Source organism: Pinisolibacter aquiterrae, assembly GCF_019160155.1.
GTDB classification, from domain to species: Bacteria; Pseudomonadota; Alphaproteobacteria; order Rhizobiales; family Ancalomicrobiaceae; genus Pinisolibacter; species Pinisolibacter aquiterrae.
On sequence record NZ_JAFNIH010000013.1, the window covers coordinates 1 to 18804 of the forward strand.

Below are 18804 nucleotides of genomic sequence, written 5' to 3' on the forward strand. Positions count from 1 at the left end.
GCGCTCCACCGGCGAAAGAGAAGAAGGACAGGAAGAAGCTCGAGGCGGCGAAGGCGATCGACAGGCCGAAGACGATCTGGATCAGCCGGCGGAAGCCGCCGGAGGTGTCGCCGAAGGCCAGCGTCAGACCGGTCACCACGATGATGATCACCGCCATGATCTTGGCGACCGGCCCTTCGACCGACTGCAGGATCTTCTCCAGCGGCTGCTCCCACGGCATGCTCGAGCCGGAAGCCCAGGCCGAAGGCACAAGCACGATGTTGAAGGCGACGAGGGCGGTGCCGACGGCGAGGTGGCGGCGCAGAGCGGTGACACGACGGATCATGCGGGGTCTCCGTTGACGGGCATGGGAGGAGGCAAGGAGGACGGCTCGGCAGCGCCCGCGACGACGCGGTAGTCGCCGGTCACAGGATCGAGGCCGGTGACCACGCCGAGTTCGACGAGGCGGCGCGCGGCACCACGGCCGGCGAGCACCGCGACGAGATCGATGGTCTCGGCGATGAGGGCGCGGGGGACGGTGACGACGGCTTCCTGGATCAACTGCTCCAACCGCCGGAGCGCGCCGAGTGCCGATCCGGCATGAATGGTGCCGATGCCACCGGGGTGGCCGGTGCCCCAGGCCTTGAGGAGATCGAGAGCCTCGGCGCCGCGGACTTCGCCGATCGGGATGCGGTCGGGGCGCAGGCGCAATGACGAGCGGACGAGGTCGGAGAGGGAGGCAACGCCGTCCTTGGTCCTGAGCGCCACCAGATTGGGCGTCCGGCACTGGAGCTCGCGGGTGTCTTCGATCAGCACGACACGATCGTTGGTGCCGGCGATCTCGGCGAGGAGCGCATTGGTCAGCGTCGTCTTGCCGGTCGAGGTGCCCCCGGCGACCAGGATGTTCTTCCTGGAAACGACCGCCGCGCGGAGCACCTCGGCCTGAGGGACCGTCACGATGCCGGCGGTGATGTAGTCGTCGAGGGTGAAGACGGCGACGGCCGGTTTGCGGATGGCGAAGGTCGGTGCCGCGACCACCGGCGGCAGCAGCCCCTCGAAGCGCTCGCCGCTTCCCGGCAGTTCCGCCGACACCCGCGGCGCCCCGGCATGAACCTCGGCACCGACGTGATGGGCGACGAGCCGGACGATGCGCTCGCCGTCGGCAGCGGCGAGCCGCTCACCGGTATCGGCGAGACCGGTCGAGAGCCGGTCGATCCAGAGCCGCCCGTCGGGGTTGAGCATCACCTCGACGATCGACGGGTCGTCCAGGAACCCGGAAATGGCTGCCCCCAGCGCCGTGCGCAACATGCGCACGCCGCGTTCCGCCGTCTCGGATCGTCGCTGGATGAGTGCCATGTCGTCCCCGTTCTTCGTCGGCCGCAACGAGCGGCCCTGGATCGGGGATGATTAGAAGAGGCAGAAAATAGGGCAGCGCAACAACCGAAATGAGGTCGGGGGCCATGGCGTAGGAATGGCGGGGAACGCCTCACCCCGGAGAAACCACGTCCGTAGGAGGGCCCGGCGCAAGCGTCTCCCGACGACCGATTCCGTTGAAAAACTCGTCGGCCCTGCGGTACCCACGCGGCGACGGTAGGCCCCTCGTTCGAGTTTGAGAGGGGCCTCCCTTCTCAAGCCGCCATGATCGGCTCGTTCATCGGGATCAGCTTGGCCAGCTTCCACAGGTTCTGGGCCGTGGCCGCGAGCAGGAACTCATCCTTCGCCCCATTCGACGAATCGATTGATCGACCGGAGCAGATGGCCCGTCGGAACGTGCGTCTCGATGGAAAACTCGTAGAACAGGGGGCCTTGAACGACTTGCCGATCACCCATCATCGACTTCACTCCTGCCGCCGTGACATGAGTGGATTAGTGGTCGACGCTCGGCGCAACGCCTCAGTTTTTCGACAGAATCGACCCAAAGCAGACACTCGGTCCGTTGAGTCTCCGACGAATCCGAAGTCCGAAGCCGGTGGCCGACTGAGTTTCATACTCTCCAATCAGATTGTAATCTTGGGACCAATGTAGGAAACCAGGATCTTCTCGTGGTGCACTTGCAGTGGCCATCGGATATGGATGCGGTATGCCGGGTTGTTGATCTTGCCGTGGAACGGACAGAATAACTTTTTGCCCGGCTCGTCGGGATCCGCGAAGGTCATCGCCTCCCGATATTTGCTCTTGTTAGTTGACGACTCATCGGTAAATCTGGCTGTTTTGCCTGAGAAATAGTTAGCAATAATGCAGTTTGATACGTCCGTGAATTGACGATTCTCGTCGCGACTCTTGACCAATCGATCGAGAACCCCAAGCAGTTCCAACGTACGTTCAGATACGTTAGAGCTGTAGGGGTATGGGCGCAGGACCCTCTCGATCTCGGGAGACAGCAACACAGCGTCATACAGTAGCGCAGCCCTCGCGAGTAGCTCCACCCAATTCTTCGGTTTAGCCAAAGCGCCCTCGGCCGCACTTTTCATGCTCTCGATGGAAAGATGATTTGGCACTTCGATTTCGGCAATCTTGGCCTCAGGTAGCCCTTGAGCGACTATGAGCGAGGTGTTATCGCAACCGTTGCCAGAGTTAGGCAGGCTGTAGGTCGCGGCATTCGTGCCGTTGAGACAACGGCGAGCTGCCTCGCCGAGACCTTGAAGAGTGACGTCTTCGTCCGCAAAATAAAACAAGTTGTCGGCGACGTTCGCTGGCTCGTCCTCCCAAAATGGCCCGGCTTGGCCAACCCATCGCAGGATGCGTCGCTTCAGGTCATTATTGCCATGAGTCTGCACCGCTGCCTGAAATGTCTGGGTCGCCGTTGCGGGCCTACCTTTAAGCAACCGAGAGCAAAGTATACTGTTTCGGAGCAAGGCTGACTGATCGCGGGCATCAAGCAACCGGCGTAGCGCGCTCAGAAACGCCTCGGAACTGGCGAACTGCCCATTGATGGAAAGGTCGTTGACCAGGAACATCATTGGTCGACCCAACCCGCAAGCGACGCAAGGTCGATGTCCGCCTGGTCAAAAAAGCCACTGGGCCAATTGTCCAGCGATCCGGAACCATCAACAGCGATCGTGGTTACGCGGGCTTCCTCAGTTTTGCCTTGGATCGACCTAAAGAAGTGGATGCCGACGTCGCGGGCTTGAACGATGCCGGAAGAAGCTGCGCGCCGCACTCCATTTAGGAGGTGATCGCTGTGGGTTTCGACTACTATTTGAACGCCAACAGCAGAAAATGCAGCAAGAATTCTGCCCAATGCGGACTGTCCACTAGGATGCAAGTGAGCTTCCGGACTGTCAACTACAATCGTTTGCCCATCCTTTGCCAGCAAGAGTGCCACCAGCACAGGGAATACGTAGGTTAGACCATAGCCGATGTTAGCGGGGCGGCGATAATCCTCGGTCGTACGCGTGCGAAGCTCAAGTCGCAGCTGCGATGTTCGTGCGATCCGCTGCGCATTGGCATCGATTCCAGGGAAAAGTTCCGATGCCCAGGCGTTGAATTGCCGTCGTAAGGTCGGTGCCGCCTCGCCCGGGTGCCTCCGGGCAGGCGCGATGTCGTCGTCGAGATGGCGCTGGAACCACCACGTGGCATACTGACCCTCCACCCCGACATCAGCCTGAATTGGGTTGGTTTCATCGATGCTGGGATATGTTTCGGGAGTACCGGTACGGACTGCGCTCAGAAAAACCACCTCTCGTACGCACTCCAACAGCATCTTATGCTGATCCGGGACTGCAGCGGGGTTCGGCCAGCCATTTGTCGTCAGGTCTCCCCCCGGGGCGCCAGTGAGTTTGACCTCCTCCAAAGTGAGCGCAGATCCGATATTCCGGTCCTCGGCGCCGAGGCGCCACCATGCGTCTGACGGGCCCGATCCAACGCCGATCAAAAGGTTTCGCGAGCCTCCACTAGGGAACTCGTTAAACACCTCGCTTGGCGTACCGAGCCGCACGAGTGATCCGTTGAGAGCTATACTGGTGCTTTGCGAGCCGCCCCTCAGGGCCTGCGACATGAGCAACATCGGCTGCAATGCGGTTGACTTCCCCGACGCATTAAAACCCGTCAGAAGTGTAAGATTAGGCAGCGGCAGCGTCAGTTGCTCGAAACACTTGAAATCCCGAAGATGAATCCTGTCCAACATCAAAGCAGTCCCTCTATCGCGGCTGTGGCCTGTTCGAAGCGGGACCGGACCTGTCGCGTGCTGTTCGTCGAGTACGTGATTGCGTGGCTGAACTCATCGTTCGCGATTAGTTCGGCGAAGCGCCCCCGGATGGCTTGTGCGTTATCCGCAACTCTTTGTTCGCTTGCATCGGCAAAAAGAACAGAACACACGTCGAACAGGGCGATGTTGATCACTGTGCGGAACGTGTCGTCTCCGGGTTCGGCAAGCGACTTGCGGAAAGCGTGCTTTCCGAACAGATAGAGATTCACCCTCATCGACTTGGAAAAGGCCTCGGAAAGCGCGCAGAGTTCGTCATCACCAGCCCCGTTCATGTGCTCGAGCGCTTGCGCCAAGAAACCGTCCATGTCGCCGGTTCGATAGTTCGTCCATCTTAGAAGGCGGAACGCACAGAACCGGTTGATCGCCTCGCGATCCCGCATGGTCTTCGGATCGAGAGATTTTCCGGATGCGCTCAGAAACACAGAGCTTTGTCCTGCCTCCCTTAGCCATTTGGTAGCAGGGCCATTGAAGAGGCAATTCCTCATCTGCTGTCGGCTAAGCGGAACGCCGCTGTTGACCCGTTCGAAGATGTCAAGTTTAGCCCTCTCGGGAGCCTTGGCGTCGAGCACGTAGAGGGTCAACTGCGTATCTTCGATCCGCTCCGCCAGCGAAAGCGGCAAATCCGAGAAACGGAGCCCGGACAGTGGATGGGACAGGTTGCGCTCAGGATCGTCCAGGCCTGTTAGCGCGAATTCGTTGTCGAGGTAGCGGGTAAACGTCGTAAGACGTTGGAGACCATCAACGACGACAATGCTGCCGTCCTTGGCTTCGGCGACATAGAAGACCGGCAGAGGGATACGCATCGTGCAGGACTCGATCAAACGGCTCTGCTTAGCCTGCGACCAAACGAAATCGCGCTGGAAATCGGGATCGAGTTGGTAGCGCCCAGCCCGTATGCGCTTGACCACCTCTGAGACCGTTCGCGTCTCAGTCCTGACGAAAACCGCGTCGAGCGGATAATCAGCCAAGCCAAAGCCTACCGTTGGCTGTGGGGCATCCAGCCCTTCAAGCTCCTCGCTCGGTCGATAGGAGGGATCAGCGATCGGCTGCACGCGCTCTTGCTCGACGAGCCCACCGGCGGTCGCATCAACGTCTGATCCCTCCCGAAAATAGGCAGCCATCCCTTCCCAGCCGCTTTCGGTCCGTACGCATATTGCGATCGCCTGGAAAAGGCCGCCTTGGACGAGACGCTGGGCGGGCTTCTCATAAGCCTCCAGGTTTCTGCCCTCCGGCACAAGCGCCACACCCAAGACTGGCTGATTGCGTAGCACGCCTGGTTGTCGGAATCGGACGTCGAAATTTCCGGGTTTACTGACCCAATAAACAGCGACGCGCAACGGCTCCAGCCCAGTTCGGGAGGCGATCCAAGCTCGGGTCTGGTCGAATTTAGTCGCGCTTGGCGCGCTCAGGTCAACTGCGTCGAGCAGGTTCCCCAGCTCAAGGAGAGCCGGGTGATTGTGATCCCGTCCCTTTTGGGTTTGCTCGGACACCATTCCCTCACAGATTGTACTTTGGCTCGTTGCCGGATTTCACCCTCAATTTCCCACAATTTCTCAGCGACCGGAAGTCTTGGCGGCAACCGGCGCCGGGGTCTCTAGACGGGTGCCCCGTCCATATACAGTGGCGGCGTCCACGGGCTTCTCGGCGTTCATTCCGCCGCCATTGCAGACGCGTGGGCACCAGCTCGCTCGATACAGTCGAGATGCGCCCTGACGCGTTCGCGAAAGCCCGGCACGAACCGCAGCAGGCTTCGCTCCGTCCTTGAAAGGAAACCGCGTGTGGCTCTTACAGAAAGGGGCTTACCCGAAAATTTGAGGAATTCCGCTAGTGGTTCGCGGTCGCACCAGACCGGGTACGCACCAATTTCGATACGGTGGCGGTGCGTCCCGTCGAATCGAGCCGATCGAGGCCAGCGCCCGTCTGAAGGAAGGTCACGATCCCGGCCTTGGTCGTATTCTCCAGGGGAGTGCAGCCGCGCACCGAGCCATGCTGCTACCGGTCGGGTAACTGCGTTGCCTACCAGCGACCAACGGATTGAACGCCGAGCTACCGCCTCTGCTGGCTCTGTCCAGTCCGATTCGAGTCCTTGAAGTCTTTCAGCGTCCCGAATGTCGGGTGTCACCACGGCGCCATTGGGAAGGAGGATTGCCGGCGGCGACGCTATACCCACGGTAGAACCGTTCTTGAGAGTCGGGATAGCATCTGAAGCCCATCCGAGTCCCCGAATGCCCTCAGTCCAATAAAAACCATGTGCATGGGTGTCGAGCGAGGTAGGTATCTCCGGTGCCGGAACATCATCGACGCATAGCACCGAGGCAGGATCTACATCCTCCAGAGTGGCGATGACAACGACGCGCTCGCGACGCTGGGGCACGAAGGCACGCGAATTTACAACACGGTAAGCCCAACGGTAGCCTCGCTCCTCGAACGCTTCCACCAAGGTCCGCATGCCACGTCCCTTGTCCAGCTGGAGCATGAAAGATACGTTTTCAAGAATGACCCAAGGCACACTTTGGCGATCCAGCAGGCGGAAAACGTGCCCGACGAGGCCGGAACGCCGGCCGACAATGCCTGCCGTTAGACCTGCTTGGCTGAGATCTTGGCACGGGAAGCCCGCGACAAGCACCTCGGTCGTCCCAGGCAGGTCGGGCAGATCTCTGACATCGCGCCACAGATCCACGTCGGAGAACCTCGTCGAGAGGACCGCCCTTGCAGGATCCCAAATTTCGCAAAGCAGATCGGCCTTATGGCCCGCGTCTGCCAAACCGGCTTCCAATCCCCCAATGCCCGCGAATAATCCAGTGATGCGCATCTCGTCTCCTCGGACTGCGTCGGGCTGACTGAGTCCTTCTCCCGATTCTTCCCGGCGGAGCGTCAAAAGACAACCGGTTAGATGCGCACCTCATTTCGCTATTGACCCTCACCAGTCATTTGCAGGCGGGCGGCATGTGGGGTCACAACAACTCAAGGCTGAGCAACGGCCCGTTAGAGCTATCGACTGCGCCCGCAATCGGCCTGTATTCTGCTTCAAACGGAGCGCCTAAAATGACTTTTCGGGTAGTCGGGAATGATGGACTTCCCTTGGACGCACATCTCGATATCGAGGGGGACGAGATCATATTCCATAGTCGCGGCGGCATCCGCGGTCGAACGGGCGCGCGAAACTTGGACTACGGACCCGGACTTCGCCTCCTACTCCAACGTGTCAGAGCATCGGGGTGCAGCCTCAGCGGCGTCTGGCTTGATAGCGATGACGTCCGTCTTATTGACCTCGATCGCCGGCAAATCCTCCAGGGACCGGAATTGACGTCGGAGCCGAACGAACAGTTTCGGATCATGTCCAACCGCATGCAGTTGTTCGGGCGCCCTCCCGGAGCGCCATATGGCGGCAGTCGGGTCAAGAAAGTGCGCCTGCGGATCGCGAACCCGAACGACAACATTTCGCTTGAAGTGAAGCTTGCCCTTGAGTGGGTTCCAAGCGACGCACCGAGGCGGCGGCGCGTGGCAACTGTCGACTTAAAGTATGTAACCGCTGAACATGTTTGGAACGCTGTACAGCATCTAATCGAATATCCCCACGAATTGCTTCCAAATGATGTAAGCGAATTCAACGCCATCATCAATTCCAACGTTCGGTTGCCACCGAGATCGATCGTGAGCTTGGCAGTTAGCGAGGCATTGGGGTTGAAGGTCGGAACATATGACGTCCCTTGTGATACCGAAATGCTTTGCCATAAAATCCTGAAAGATGCGGGGTTTACTATTTTACAACGCGGCGATTCAGTTCCCTCGGAGCCAATCCCAATATCAGATGATGATCGAGTCTGGGTAGAAGGAGGTCAGGCTCTCTTAGTCCATCTCCAACGCGAGCGTGCTGCCGGCTTGTCACGAGCCAAGAAGCAGAGTTTCGTGCGCCTGCACGGCGCCTTGAGGTGCGAGAACTGTGGACTGGATCCTGTCGCCATATTTGGACCTGAAGTCGGACACGCCTGCATCGAGGTCCATCATAGTCGAACCCGAATCCGCGAAATGGCGGAGGGGCATCGAACAATGCTATCTGACCTCCAATGCCTTTGTGCAAACTGCCATCGCATCGTCCATGCGCGCCTTCGTCGGGAGTTGAGCTAAGGATAGGGCTTCCGCTTCCGGCGCGATGTTGTCACCCGTTGGCGCTCGCCCCTGCTCGGTGACAACAATCAGAGAAGTTAGAATGCCCCGCCACGCCCTTCCCCGTTCTCTTGTGATTCCGCCACACTCACCCCACCGATGTCGCGCGCCAACTCCTTGATGAACTGATCACCCGTGGCGAGCCGCCGCCCCAACGCCTCCACGAAGCCCTCGAAACGCTCCAGCCCCTTCGCGCGGGCCGAAGCCTGCGCACTCTCAGGCAACGGTGGCGTGATCGTCAGCCAGAAGCGGATGAACAGCGAGACGGTCTCTCCTAGGATGGCCTGATCCCGGTCGAGCGCCTCGATCTGGCGCGAGAGCCGATCCAGACGCCGCCCAAAGGCGGCTTCACGACGATCCGCAGAATCGACTGACAGGAAAGACGCCACAGCGGCTTCGATCACTGCCGATTTCGAGACGTTGCGGCGGAGCGCCAGAGCCTCGACCCGCTTCAGGAGATCCGGCTCGAAGTAGACGTTCATGCGGGTCTTGGTCTGCATGGGGGCGCCTCTCACAGGTCGATGCCGTCGGCGGGATCGAGCGCCGCCTGTCGCGCGACGAAGCGCATGCCCTGTCGCATCTGCCGCGCTCTCGCCGCATCGACATCGGGCTCGTCGTCGAGCACGTCGAACTCGCGCTCTGACGGCGGTTCCAGAGGCACGATCTCCTCGTGCTCGGGGAGTTCTGGCTCGCGGCGAATGCCGCCGTTGGCCGTGTCGACGTCAGTGGTGGTTCCACTCGCATTCGCTTGCGCGCTCCCTGCCATGGGGATGACCCTGCCGTTCCAATCGTCTTCTGCCGGTGCCGTGAGTGCTGCCGCCCGTGCCGGCGGTGGCGCGATGCGCTCCATGAGACGCGGATCCTCGAAGTAGCGAACCTTCTTCGCCCTGACCGGATGGATGCCGGATACGAGCAGCAACTCGTCAGCAGGTGGAAGCTGCATCACCTCGCCGGGTGTCAGCAGCGGCCGCGCCGTCTCCTGACGCGACACCATCAGGTGGCCGAGCCACGGCGCGAGGCGGTGTCCAGCGTAGTTGGTGGAGTCGCGCATTTCAGTGGCGGTGCCAAGGGCGTCGGACACACGCTTCGCTGTTCGTTCGTCGTTGGTGGCGAAGGCGACGCGGACGTGGCAGTTGTCGAGAATGGCATTGTTCGGGCCGTAGGCCTTTTCGATCTGGTTGAGCGACTGGGCGATCAGGAAGCTCTTGATGCCGTAGCCCGCCATGAAGGCGAGCGCACTCTCGAAGAAGTCGAGCCGCCCGAGCGCCGGGAACTCGTCGAGCATGAGCAGCAGGCGATGCCGGTCGGCCACGGCGGTCAGTTCCTCGGTCAATCGACGCCCGACCTGGTTGAGGATCAGGCGGATCAGCGGCTTGGTGCGGTTGATGTCGGACGGGGGAACGACGAGGTAGAGGCTGACGGGGCGATCTTCCGCCACCAGATCGGCGATACGCCAATCGCAGCGTGCCGTGACAGTGGCCACGACCGGATCACGATAGAGGCCGAGGAAGGACATGGCCGTCGACAGCACGCCGGAGCGCTCGTTCTCCGACTTGTTGAGCAACTCGCGCGCCGCCGAGGCGACGACCGGATGGACACCACCGTCACCCAGATGCCGGGTCGTCATCAGCGCGCGCAGGGTCGCCTCGACCGGACGTCTCGGATCGGACAGGAAATTGGCGACGCCGGCGAGCGTCTTGTCGGGTTCGGCATAGAGAACGTGCAGGATCGCGCCGACGAGCAGCGAGTGGCTGGTCTTCTCCCAGTGATTTCGGCGATCGAGCGCTCCTTCCGGGTCGACCAGGATGTCGGCGATGTTCTGGACGTCGCGGACTTCCTTCTCACCACGGCGAACTTCCAGCAACGGATTGTAGGCGGTCGAGCCGGCATCGGTCGGATCGAACTTCAGAGCCCGGCCGAAGCGCGCGCGGAAGCCCGCCGTCAGCCCCCAGTTCTCACCCTTGATGTCGTGGACGATCACCGAGCCGGGCCAGGTCACCAGGGTCGGTACGACGAGGCCGACGCCCTTGCCGGAGCGGGTCGGCGCAAAGCACAGGACATGCTCCGGGCCGTCGTGACGGAGGTAGCTCTCCTCCAACCGGCCGAGCACCACGCCGTCGGGCGCAAGCAGACCGGCGGCCTCGATCTCTTCACGCCCGGCCCAACGCGCCGAGCCGTAGGTCTCGATGTTGCGCGCCTCCCGCGCCCGCAGGATCGACAGGGTGATGGCGGCGGCGATCGAGATGAAGCCGCCAGAGGTCGCGATCGCCGCGCCTTCGAGGAAAACCGTCGGCGCATAGGCGTCATAGAAGTACCACCACCAGAAGAAAGCCGGCGGCAGATAGAACGGCAGCCCTCCGAGCGTGAACCAGGGAGATCCGAGCTGCGGCTGGAAGCCGAGCCGCCACGCCGTCCATTCGGTCGCCCCCCAGGTCATCACCGACACGATGACGAAGACGACGGTGATCTGTCCCCAGAGGACGCGGGTTCCCGACATGGTGGCTCCGACCGGCGAGAGGCGTGGAGCCGATCAGAGAATGGGCCGACCGAGGAAGAGCAATGGGAAAGCTGCGCGATCGTGCCAGTGGATATCACGGCGCGCAAATCGGCCGGGAGACGAGGAAATCAGGACCGGCCCTTCGCAACGACACTCTGTTCCAAGAGGCGGCGATAGCATTGCTTCCTGATCCAGTGGCTCACCCTGCGAGATCGTTGCCGCATGGTGGAAAAGACGCCCTCAGATCCCCAGCCCTCGCGTCTTGCCCAACTGCCACGAGATCGACGTCCCCTGGACGATGCCCATCACCTCGCGACCGAGACGGTCGCCGATCACCGGTCGCCAAGGCACCAGCGTGAACTCCTTGGCGTTCTCGACGAGAGCATATCGACCGCTTGCCAGCGGGACGGTCCGCTGAAAGGTCCCCTGCACCGTTTCCCCATCCACAGATGCCCGGAACGGCACCGGTCGTTCGAGGGCGAGTTCGCTCCCCACTCGTGCGACCTCACGGGTCTCCAATGTCGTGAGCAGGTCGCGTCGATAGGCAATCCGGCCATCCGAGCGACGCACGGCATCGCCCTGCTCGATCAGTCGCTCGCGTCGATGCCCCATCGCCCGGTCGACCACATGCCCGAAACCGGAAGGCACGAGATCGGAAGGATTACGCCCAATCAGGCGGCGGTCGAGCCAGGTCGCGCCGTCCGCCGAGATCTGAGCTTCCAGATCAAGGGTCGAGAGCGTGCGGATCGTCGCCTGCCGGCTCCGGCCGGCATCATGGGCGGCAGCCCGGCTCTCGAAGTCCTGCGGAATGCGCCAGTGATCGGCATCGATCCGCTCGACGATGCCGGCGCGACGCAGGGCCTCGAGCCGGCGGACATGGGCTTCGACGAAACCCTCGGGATCGCCGCGAGGAACAGCCCCTTCGAAACGAGCCTGTTCGAGATGACGGCTCGGTCGATAGGTCCCGTCTTCCACCGACGCGGCGATGGTGCGATCGGCCGGTCGAGGACCGGCCTCTCGTGGCCCGACTTCGATGATCGCATCGATGGCGACCTCCTCGAGGCGTGCCGGATCGAAGCCGGAGACATGATGGAGGCGGCCGTCGATGCCGTCGACGATCACGGCGACGCCGTCGCCGAGCTCGTCGGGAAGATGTTTGCCGAGAAGGCGACCGACGATCGGCGAGGCTGGCACGCCGTCGTGGATCTGGAAGCTCGCCGGATCGCGCTCCATCCCTTCGGCGCTCAACGCTCGCTGCAGCGTCGCGACGATGTCGCCGCGCTCGCCGAGTTGGCGAAGGGTCGGCTCCAGGCGGTCGCTCAGGGACCAGGTCCCGGGCGCCGCTTCGGTCGCGAGCCCCATGCGCTCCAGTTTTTTCAGCCGCCCGAGACGCGAAGCGCGATCGGCGATCTCCCGTTGGTCGGCCGGCGCGTGGCGAAGGTCGAGAAGCCCCTCTTGCGACTCTTCGATCAGGGCGCGATCGATCCGGGTGAAGCGATCCTGGTCGAGCTCAGCCGCCAGTCTCTGCTGTCGTTCGATCTCGGTGACCGGCCCGAGTTCCAGGGTCACCAACTCGCTCGCCCGCTCGCGAACACCGTGCGCGATGTAGTCGCCGTTGATGATCAGGTCCTCGCCCCATTCGTCGCGTCCGTTGACGACGACATGGACGTGGGGATGGCCGGTGTTGAAATGGTTGACCGCTACCCAGTCGAGCCGGGTGCCGAGATCATTCTCGACCTCGGCCATCAGGTCGCGGGTGAAGCCCGAGAGATCGCCGAGGGCAGCCCCGTCCTCGGGCGCGACGATGAAGCGGAACTGGTGGCGATCATCGTGGCCACGCGCGAGGAAGGCTTCGCCGTCGGCGCGATCCTCGCCCGCCGCGTAGAGCTGCCCGCGCTCGCCGTCCCGTGAGGTGCCGTCGCGCTGGAGGTAACGCAGATGCGCCGCCGTGCGACCGCCCTGCCCGGCCGCCCGGACGAAGCGCGCCTTGACCACCACCCGACGGGCACCGGGCCGGCGATGGCTCCAGCCGCGACCGAGATCACAGGCCCGGACGAAGGCCGCCCCACGCCCACGGGCCACTCCGCGACCGGCCGCACCACCGAGCCTCGACGCAGGCGAGGTAACTCCCGGGCCGATCGAGGACCCGGACGATCCACCCATCCCATGTTGCCGGGCGACCTTGCCGACCTTGGTGAAGAAGCTGGCCGTGGCCTTGCCATCACCACCGCGCCCCACCCGACCGGGCTTCGGCCGAAGCCGATGTTCGTCGTCACGGTTCACGGTCGCCCCTCCCACCTGCACACGCAGAACCGGTGGAACCCACGGGGTAGTGCCGCCGAAAAGGCTGCATTCGGCGGAGTTTCGGGAAGGAACGGCACCATGGCTCGTTGCCGGCAGTGCCACTCCCTTCCTTCCAACCCATGTGCAGACAACGGTAATTCGCCGCGATGGGCCGGAACGGTGCCGCCGGCTTTTATCTTGCCCTCCCCCACCTGCCCTTCCTCCTCCACCTCTCGCGCGCTTTTCCTGCGGTCCGAGCTTTCGGTCTGCCCTCTGAGTGGACGGCTCGCGCTCAACGTCCAGGACCGACCGGCGCGCGGGAAACGAAGAGCGAGGCCCTGGTCTCCGTCGCACTCGATCGTCGTCCCTCCGACGGTTCGGCGATCACGGCCCCCGCAGCGGATCGCTCGGCCGATCGATCCTCGACCTTCGGCCGATCGGCGGTCGATCCGGTGTCGAGACGTCCGATGAACAACGGCGCCGTCGTCCAGGTCGGCTCGTCGGAACGGTTCGTGGTCGCGGCATCGGTCGACGTCGTGCCGATCAGCGGCAGGAGGTGGGCGACGCGGATCTGCACCTCCGGCGGCAGCGGCCGACCGGTCTTCAGATGGTCGTTGTAGCGTCGAGGACCGGCGATATAGGCGGCGAGAAACCCCTCCGCCCCGTAGCGATCGTAGAGCTCGCGCAGTCGAGCCGCCCCCGCCACGATGTTGTCGTCGGGTGCGTAGGGATCGTCGCCCAGATGGTAACGGGTGCGCAGTTCGGCCCAGGTCTCCGGCGGGATCTGCATCAGCCCGATCGCCCCCTGCGGTGAGATTGCACGGGCATCTCCACCGCTCGCGACCTCGATCACCGCCCGAATCCAAACAGCGGGGATTTCGAAGCGTTGAGCGGCGTCGCGGATCGCACCTGCCAGAGGATCTGTTGCCGAGGATGTCGCGATCGACCGGTCGACCACCTGCGCCAAGGCGACGACCGGAAGAACGGTTGGCGACATCAACAGCGACGTCATCACGACGCCGCCGCGCAATGCGGCCAGGGCACCACGGGCGCAGATGCAACCAGCGCTCCGCCCTGCGATGGGGCGCCATCGATCGGAATGGGGGGCAGACGGAGAGCCGTGTCGCATCATCTGTCGCGCCCATCGCCGTGTTCGGCGATCCACAGCGGATCGGCACGGCCGAGGATCGCGCTCGTCGGCACCGGGCCGAAATAACGCCCGTCCAGACTGTCGGCGACCCCCACATTCATCACGAAGATCTCGTCTTCGGCGAGGACCCGGCATCCGCTCCAGACCGGGAGGTCGCGACCATCATCGTCGTGCGACCGGGCGACGCCGACCGAGACGCCGTCGACGGTGAGGTCGGCGCCGTCGCGGCACACGGTCTGCGGCGCGAGCGCCTGAACATGTTTGAGGAGCGGCACGCCCAACGGCAGACGGCCGCTCTCGGCGAGGAAGCGCGCAACCCGATCGGGCGGCGTCACCGCGACCAGATCGCCGACACGCAGTCGGTCGGCCGACCGCAGCGCGTAGAGGCCGATCGGCGTACTGGCCGTGGCGTTCCACAGCAGCCGCGGCGCCGGCGGCGAGGCGATCGAGGCGCCGATCCCGAGCACCACGGCATGGGTCACCATCACGAAGCCGAAGCGCGTCACGGAACGATCCTCCGGCGCTTCAGCCACGCCGCGTGCTGCTCGCGGGTGTAGATCCTCGGCTCCTCGCCGGCGACGATGCGATTGTGGACGTGACGCCAATAGTCCGGCGTCACCTCGACCGCATCGATGCCGAGGGCTTCCACCGCATCGATCACGCCGAGCACCCGCTCGACCTTGGGCCAGGTAGTGATCCGCAGCAGGATCTCGCCGCCCGGCCGCACGAAGGGCAGCGTCTGATGATCTTCGCTCGCCGTGACCGTGCGCAGGATGTCGATGCGCGACAGGATGGTGCCGAAGTCGTTCGATGCCCAGCGGACGAAGGCGAAGACGGTGCCCGCGGCGAAGCTGACGATGCGCCGGCGCCGGTCGAGTCTCAGGCTCTCGACCGGATCGCCGAAGCGGATCCAGTGTTCGATACGGCCTTCGACCCAGGTCAGTTCGACATGGGTCAGATGTTCACCGGCGCGATCGGGCGACGGTCGATCGGCTTTCGGGGAACGGGTGTCGTTGTCGTTCATCGAGGCTCTCCTTCGATGTCGGGAAACTCCCGCGCGAGCAGATCGCGCAGCATGTCGGCGACGGTGACGCCACACCGGAACGCCGTGACCTTGATGCGACCACGCAGTTCGGGCGTGACGTCGATGGTAAGACGAGCGGTGAAACCCGTCGGCCGAACCGGCTCGACCGGAGGCGCCGGCTCGGTGGTGCGGATCCAGGCATCGGCATCCCCCGGGCGGGCGGCGAAGCCGCGACCACGGCCACGATCGGTCATGGCACGAGCCTCCCGATCTCCACGGCGAGTGCGGCGATCTCGCGCGCCGCTGGACCCGCCTCGTCGATCTCGAAGACGAGGCGTCCGGACTGTGCGGCATCGGCATAGGCGACGCGTTGGCCGATGCGGGTGGCGAGCCGTGGCGGATCATGATCGGCCAGCGTCTCGGCCGTCTCGCGCGCGATGATCGTCCGCGCACCGCAGCGGTTCAGCAGGAAGCGGGTGCGCAACTCGGAGCGGAACACCCGCGCCTCTTCGACAAGCTTCAGCATCTCCGCCGAGGCCCAGCCGTCGAACGGCGACGGCGTCGCCGGGATGACCACCAGGTCGGCGGCGAGCAGGGCCGAGCGCATCAGCCCGGCGACGCGCGGCGGCCCATCGATGACGACGTGATCGACGGCGCGTGCGAGCTCGGGAGCTTCACGGTGGAGCGTGTCGCGGGCGAGCCCGACGACACCGAAGAGCCGTGGCAGCCCTTCCCTCACCCGTTGCTCCGACCAGTCGAGCGACGATCCCTGCGGATCGGCGTCGATCAGGGTGACCCGTCGGCCCTGCCGAGCCCAGGCACCGGCGAGATGGAGCGCCAACGTCGTCTTGCCGACCCCGCCCTTCTGATTGAGGAACGCTACGATCATGGCGCACCTCCGAGGATCAAGGGGGCGGCGTCGACGAGGTCTATCGATCGAGACCCAGAGGCGACACGACCACTGCCCGGCCGAGTGATCCGAAGGGGATGCGGAGACAACTTCAACCCAGCCGAAGCCGCGTTCCCACCGGCTCGCCCAGAGGCGACCCGCGTTAGAGAGAATCCGAAGGATTCTCCGTTAGAAGAGTTAGCAGCGGAGATTTCTCTTATACCGCAAGCGCTTGTACGGAGTTCCGGTCCCCGATGGCACGAGGATCGGGTCCTCGATGGCACGTCATCCGAGGTCCCTGATGGCACGAAGGGATTCACAGCTTTTCCCCAGAGAGAACGCCGACCACTTGCGCGCCCTGAGATCGAGCGTCGCGAACGAAGGTGACGGGTGTGAAGACGAGACGAACGCGCGCGCCGAGATCGACCTCGAAGGCAAGGCGGTAACCCGGCAGCGGTTGGCGGCGGACGATGTCGCGTAAGTCGTAGGCGAAGTGCTTCAGCGGCGAGAGGCTGCCGGACTTCAGGTGAAGATGGGCGACCTCGAAGCTCCAGCCGGACTCTTGGCGACCGCCGTGTTTGCGTACGAGCCGATAGAGCCACCGTTCGAGACCGCCCCTCAGGTCGAAATAGGCCCGATCGATGGTGAGAACGAAGGCGTCGTCGAGGACGCCGGCGTAGAACCAGTCGGGGAGGACCAGTTGAAGGCCGAGAGGACGACCGGACGTGTCCGCCCGCTCCTTCCATTCGTTGATCCACGAGAAGCGATGGCGCCGCCGCTCGTGGGGTTGGCGGATCGACGTCGCGACGGTGGTCGACTGCAGCCGATCGAGGGCTGCTTTCAGGCGGTCATAGTCGCGCACGCCGACACCACGGCCGATGAAGGTCAGTATCTCGTAGGGCGTCGCCGCCATGAAACGCGAGGTCGCGAGCCCTTTGTCGCGAGCTTCGACGATTTGGGAGGCCGCCCAGATCAGGACATCCGCATCCCAGATGGTCGCCATTCCGTGCTCGGGCGTGGCCTCGACCCGGATGAAGACGTCACCGAGCCGAAAATCGATCGGACGGATGCGGCGCGACTTCGCCAGCGAAAAGAACGGCCAGGACATCAGATCTTGTGCATCGCGCGGCGCGAAGTCGCCAGGTAGGGCGTGAAAGAGATCGAGTTGGCGACGATCGACCGGAGGGCGAATAGCCATCGGCGTTTGCCTCGATCAGCGGCGATGAAACATGTCGGACCCGCTCGGCACGACGAAGCGTTTCGCCGGAAGCACCGTGCCGACTCCCGGATCCGACGTGGAGGCCTTGGTCCCTCGGGCAGCCCAGGCTTGGAGATCTTCGAGCGCATAGACGACGCGCCCACCGAGCTTGCGGTAGGCGGGGCCCGTGCCGTAGGTGCGATGCTTCTCCAGGGTCCGGCCGGAGAGACCGAGAAAGCGCGCGGCCTCGGGGGTTCTCAGAAAGCGTGGCGGTAGAGCGTTGGCTGTGGCGGACATCGTCGTGTCTCCGAGATCGACTGCGCATCACCGAAGATCGGCGGTGCATGACGGTCACGGTGGCGGAGAGCGGCAGCATGGGGGGAGGCCGATCTGCAGAAGAGAAAAACGGCCCCACACCACGACACATCATCGGTGTCGCGATATCTCCCCACCGGCGCCCATTCACCAGATCCAGGGGCAGGGTCCTCCGTCAGGAAACCGCAAGGTCAACGAACACCGCTCGAACGATCCCTGTGTCTGTAGGGGCGAAGAAGCCTCCGGTAGCCCCCGTTGACCAGTTCCATGGCATCGGCGAAAGCCCGGCGAACCTGGTTGCGCAGGCTGTGGCTCTTCCACTCCCGAGCCGGCATCGGATCGGCATCGAACAAGAGCTCGGCGATCGCATGATGGCTCGCACCGACGAGCCGGGCGTCGAACGTGCGCAGCATCAATCCCAGGCGCCGCCGCTGAAACTGCGAAAGAGGATCAGCCGGAGGGGCTCCCACGGTGATGCCCAATGCAGCCCCATGTCGTTCGATTTCGGCCATGCGCTCCGGCAACCGCTCGTCCAAGGCCAGAACCACGGCCAACGACGGTGCACCGATCCCTGCCGGCAATATGACCGCCCGGAAACATCCGCCCACGCTCCGTGCAAAGACATACCGGCCTTCCGCTCCGTCGACCTCGATCGCATGCGGCGCACTGAAATATTCCGCGGAAAGCAGGCTCGGATCTCCATCGACGGCCGCCGTCAGCCAAAGAACCGAAGGAGTGTCATCGGGATGCCAGAAGACAGGAGTCTCGGTCGCAGCGAGCGCCGGATCGATCGGGAAATCGCAACCCCCAACACCGGACGAGCAGGTCGGCTCGAGCCCCAACAGGCTGTCCTGCGCGGCAGAGTTCTGCGTGCTCTCGCCGATACGCCGGATTGCGTCGCAGGAATTCCCACGCCATATCGAACGGGTCCAAGGCCTTCAAATAGTCATAGGCAGCGTCAGACCGCCGATCGTGTCCCCGGGCGTGGTGTAGCTGGGTGTTGAAGGTGGTCATCGGCGGAACGTCGATATGGTTGGAGTTGCGAAAGCCAACCTGACCGAGGAACCACCGATGACCGACGTGATGATGAGCCTG

19 protein-coding genes are annotated in these 18804 nt (G+C 63.4%); all 19 read right to left on the reverse strand.

Translation table 11 applies throughout. The annotated features are described in order from the left end of the window. A partial coding sequence (locus tag J3S89_RS02465) for a TrbC/VirB2 family type IV secretion system protein (protein WP_217925889.1) occupies nt 1-325 on the reverse strand: 325 nt, incomplete at its 3' end. Continuing rightward, nucleotides 322-1335 carry a P-type conjugative transfer ATPase TrbB gene (gene trbB / locus J3S89_RS02470; protein ID WP_217925890.1) on the reverse strand — a complete coding sequence of 338 codons (1014 nt, stop codon included), beginning with the start codon at nt 1333-1335 and terminating at the stop codon, nt 322-324. The genes J3S89_RS02465 and trbB, both read right to left, overlap by 4 nt. Nucleotides 1336-1607: 272 nt before the next feature. Continuing rightward, nucleotides 1608-1805, reverse strand: a complete 198-nt coding sequence (locus J3S89_RS02475; RefSeq protein WP_217925907.1) for a hypothetical protein — start codon at nt 1803-1805, stop codon at nt 1608-1610. Nucleotides 1806-1976: 171 nt separating this feature from the next. Further along, nucleotides 1977-2936, reverse strand: a complete 960-nt coding sequence (locus J3S89_RS02480; RefSeq protein ID WP_217925891.1) for a hypothetical protein — start codon at nt 2934-2936, stop codon at nt 1977-1979. Further along, a complete protein-coding gene (locus tag J3S89_RS02485; RefSeq protein WP_217925892.1) occupies nt 2936-4105 on the reverse strand; it encodes an AAA family ATPase in 1170 nt (389 codons plus the stop codon). The genes J3S89_RS02480 and J3S89_RS02485 overlap by 1 nt, the downstream gene beginning before the upstream one ends. Beyond that, nucleotides 4105-5676 carry a DUF262 domain-containing protein gene (locus J3S89_RS02490; protein ID WP_230489084.1) on the reverse strand — a complete coding sequence of 524 codons (1572 nt, stop codon included), beginning with the start codon at nt 5674-5676 and terminating at the stop codon, nt 4105-4107. Before J3S89_RS02490 ends, J3S89_RS02485 begins: the two co-directional genes overlap by 1 nt. A 158-nt stretch (nt 5677-5834) precedes the next feature. Further along, on the reverse strand, nt 5835-6998 hold the full coding sequence (locus tag J3S89_RS02495; protein WP_217925893.1) for a DNA cytosine methyltransferase: 1164 nt from the start codon (nt 6996-6998) through the stop codon (nt 5835-5837). 1393 nt (nt 6999-8391) lie between these two features. Further along, nucleotides 8392-8853, reverse strand: coding sequence for a ribbon-helix-helix domain-containing protein (locus tag J3S89_RS02505; RefSeq protein ID WP_217925895.1), 462 nt, complete (start codon nt 8851-8853; stop codon nt 8392-8394). Nucleotides 8854-8864: 11 nt separating this feature from the next. Beyond that, nucleotides 8865-10850: a conjugal transfer protein TraG gene (locus J3S89_RS02510; RefSeq protein ID WP_217925896.1), complete on the reverse strand. Its 1986-nt coding sequence runs from the start codon at nt 10848-10850 to the stop codon at nt 8865-8867. Between the two features lie 240 nt (nt 10851-11090). Continuing rightward, a complete protein-coding gene (locus J3S89_RS02515) occupies nt 11091-13013 on the reverse strand; it encodes a DUF3363 domain-containing protein (protein ID WP_420801322.1) in 1923 nt (640 codons plus the stop codon). A gap of 412 nt (nt 13014-13425) precedes the next feature. Then, nucleotides 13426-14265: a lytic transglycosylase domain-containing protein gene (locus J3S89_RS02520; RefSeq protein ID WP_338019793.1), complete on the reverse strand. Its 840-nt coding sequence runs from the start codon at nt 14263-14265 to the stop codon at nt 13426-13428. After that, nucleotides 14262-14789 (reverse strand): S26 family signal peptidase, encoded by a 528-nt coding sequence (locus J3S89_RS02525; protein ID WP_217925898.1) that lies wholly within the window; start codon nt 14787-14789, stop codon nt 14262-14264. Before J3S89_RS02525 ends, J3S89_RS02520 begins: the two co-directional genes overlap by 4 nt. Beyond that, nucleotides 14786-15307 carry a DUF2840 domain-containing protein gene (locus J3S89_RS02530; RefSeq protein ID WP_217925899.1) on the reverse strand — a complete coding sequence of 174 codons (522 nt, stop codon included), beginning with the start codon at nt 15305-15307 and terminating at the stop codon, nt 14786-14788. Before J3S89_RS02530 ends, J3S89_RS02525 begins: the two co-directional genes overlap by 4 nt. Next, nucleotides 15304-15561, reverse strand: coding sequence for a hypothetical protein (locus tag J3S89_RS02535; protein ID WP_217925900.1), 258 nt, complete (start codon nt 15559-15561; stop codon nt 15304-15306). Before J3S89_RS02535 ends, J3S89_RS02530 begins: the two co-directional genes overlap by 4 nt. Then, complete coding sequence (gene parA, locus J3S89_RS02540; RefSeq protein WP_217925901.1) at nt 15558-16196, reverse strand: ParA family partition ATPase; 639 nt, start codon at nt 16194-16196, stop codon at nt 15558-15560. Before parA ends, J3S89_RS02535 begins: the two co-directional genes overlap by 4 nt. 316 nt (nt 16197-16512) lie before the next feature. Then, a complete protein-coding gene (locus J3S89_RS02545; protein WP_217925902.1) occupies nt 16513-17394 on the reverse strand; it encodes a replication initiator protein A in 882 nt (293 codons plus the stop codon). 15 nt (nt 17395-17409) lie between these two features. Continuing rightward, nucleotides 17410-17691 (reverse strand): helix-turn-helix transcriptional regulator, encoded by a 282-nt coding sequence (locus tag J3S89_RS02550; RefSeq protein WP_217925903.1) that lies wholly within the window; start codon nt 17689-17691, stop codon nt 17410-17412. 209 nt (nt 17692-17900) lie between these two features. After that, nucleotides 17901-18551, reverse strand: coding sequence for a DUF2285 domain-containing protein (locus J3S89_RS02555; RefSeq protein WP_217925904.1), 651 nt, complete (start codon nt 18549-18551; stop codon nt 17901-17903). After that, nucleotides 18448-18723 (reverse strand): transcriptional regulator domain-containing protein, encoded by a 276-nt coding sequence (locus J3S89_RS23595; protein ID WP_420801323.1) that lies wholly within the window; start codon nt 18721-18723, stop codon nt 18448-18450. Before J3S89_RS23595 ends, J3S89_RS02555 begins: the two co-directional genes overlap by 104 nt. Nucleotides 18724-18804 lie beyond the last annotated feature (81 nt).

Coding starts and splice junctions, on each gene's coding strand:
- trbB (WP_217925890.1), bottom strand. CDS start 1,335: ATGGCACTCATCCAGCGACGATCCGAGACGGCGGAACGCGGCGTGCGC.
- J3S89_RS02480 (WP_217925891.1), bottom strand. CDS start 2,936: ATGTTCCTGGTCAACGACCTTTCCATCAATGGGCAGTTCGCCAGTTCC.
- J3S89_RS02485 (WP_217925892.1), bottom strand. CDS start 4,105: ATGTTGGACAGGATTCATCTTCGGGATTTCAAGTGTTTCGAGCAACTG.
- J3S89_RS02495 (WP_217925893.1), bottom strand. CDS start 6,998: ATGCGCATCACTGGATTATTCGCGGGCATTGGGGGATTGGAAGCCGGT.
- J3S89_RS02505 (WP_217925895.1), bottom strand. CDS start 8,853: ATGCAGACCAAGACCCGCATGAACGTCTACTTCGAGCCGGATCTCCTG.
- J3S89_RS02510 (WP_217925896.1), bottom strand. CDS start 10,850: ATGTCGGGAACCCGCGTCCTCTGGGGACAGATCACCGTCGTCTTCGTC.
- J3S89_RS02515 (WP_420801322.1), bottom strand. CDS start 13,013: ATGGGTGGATCGTCCGGGTCCTCGATCGGCCCGGGAGTTACCTCGCCT.
- J3S89_RS02520 (WP_338019793.1), bottom strand. CDS start 14,265: ATGATGCGACACGGCTCTCCGTCTGCCCCCCATTCCGATCGATGGCGC.
- J3S89_RS02530 (WP_217925899.1), bottom strand. CDS start 15,307: ATGAACGACAACGACACCCGTTCCCCGAAAGCCGATCGACCGTCGCCC.
- J3S89_RS02535 (WP_217925900.1), bottom strand. CDS start 15,561: ATGACCGATCGTGGCCGTGGTCGCGGCTTCGCCGCCCGCCCGGGGGAT.
- parA (WP_217925901.1), bottom strand. CDS start 16,196: ATGATCGTAGCGTTCCTCAATCAGAAGGGCGGGGTCGGCAAGACGACG.
- J3S89_RS02545 (WP_217925902.1), bottom strand. CDS start 17,394: ATGGCTATTCGCCCTCCGGTCGATCGTCGCCAACTCGATCTCTTTCAC.
- J3S89_RS02550 (WP_217925903.1), bottom strand. CDS start 17,691: ATGTCCGCCACAGCCAACGCTCTACCGCCACGCTTTCTGAGAACCCCC.
- J3S89_RS23595 (WP_420801323.1), bottom strand. CDS start 18,723: ATGACCACCTTCAACACCCAGCTACACCACGCCCGGGGACACGATCGG.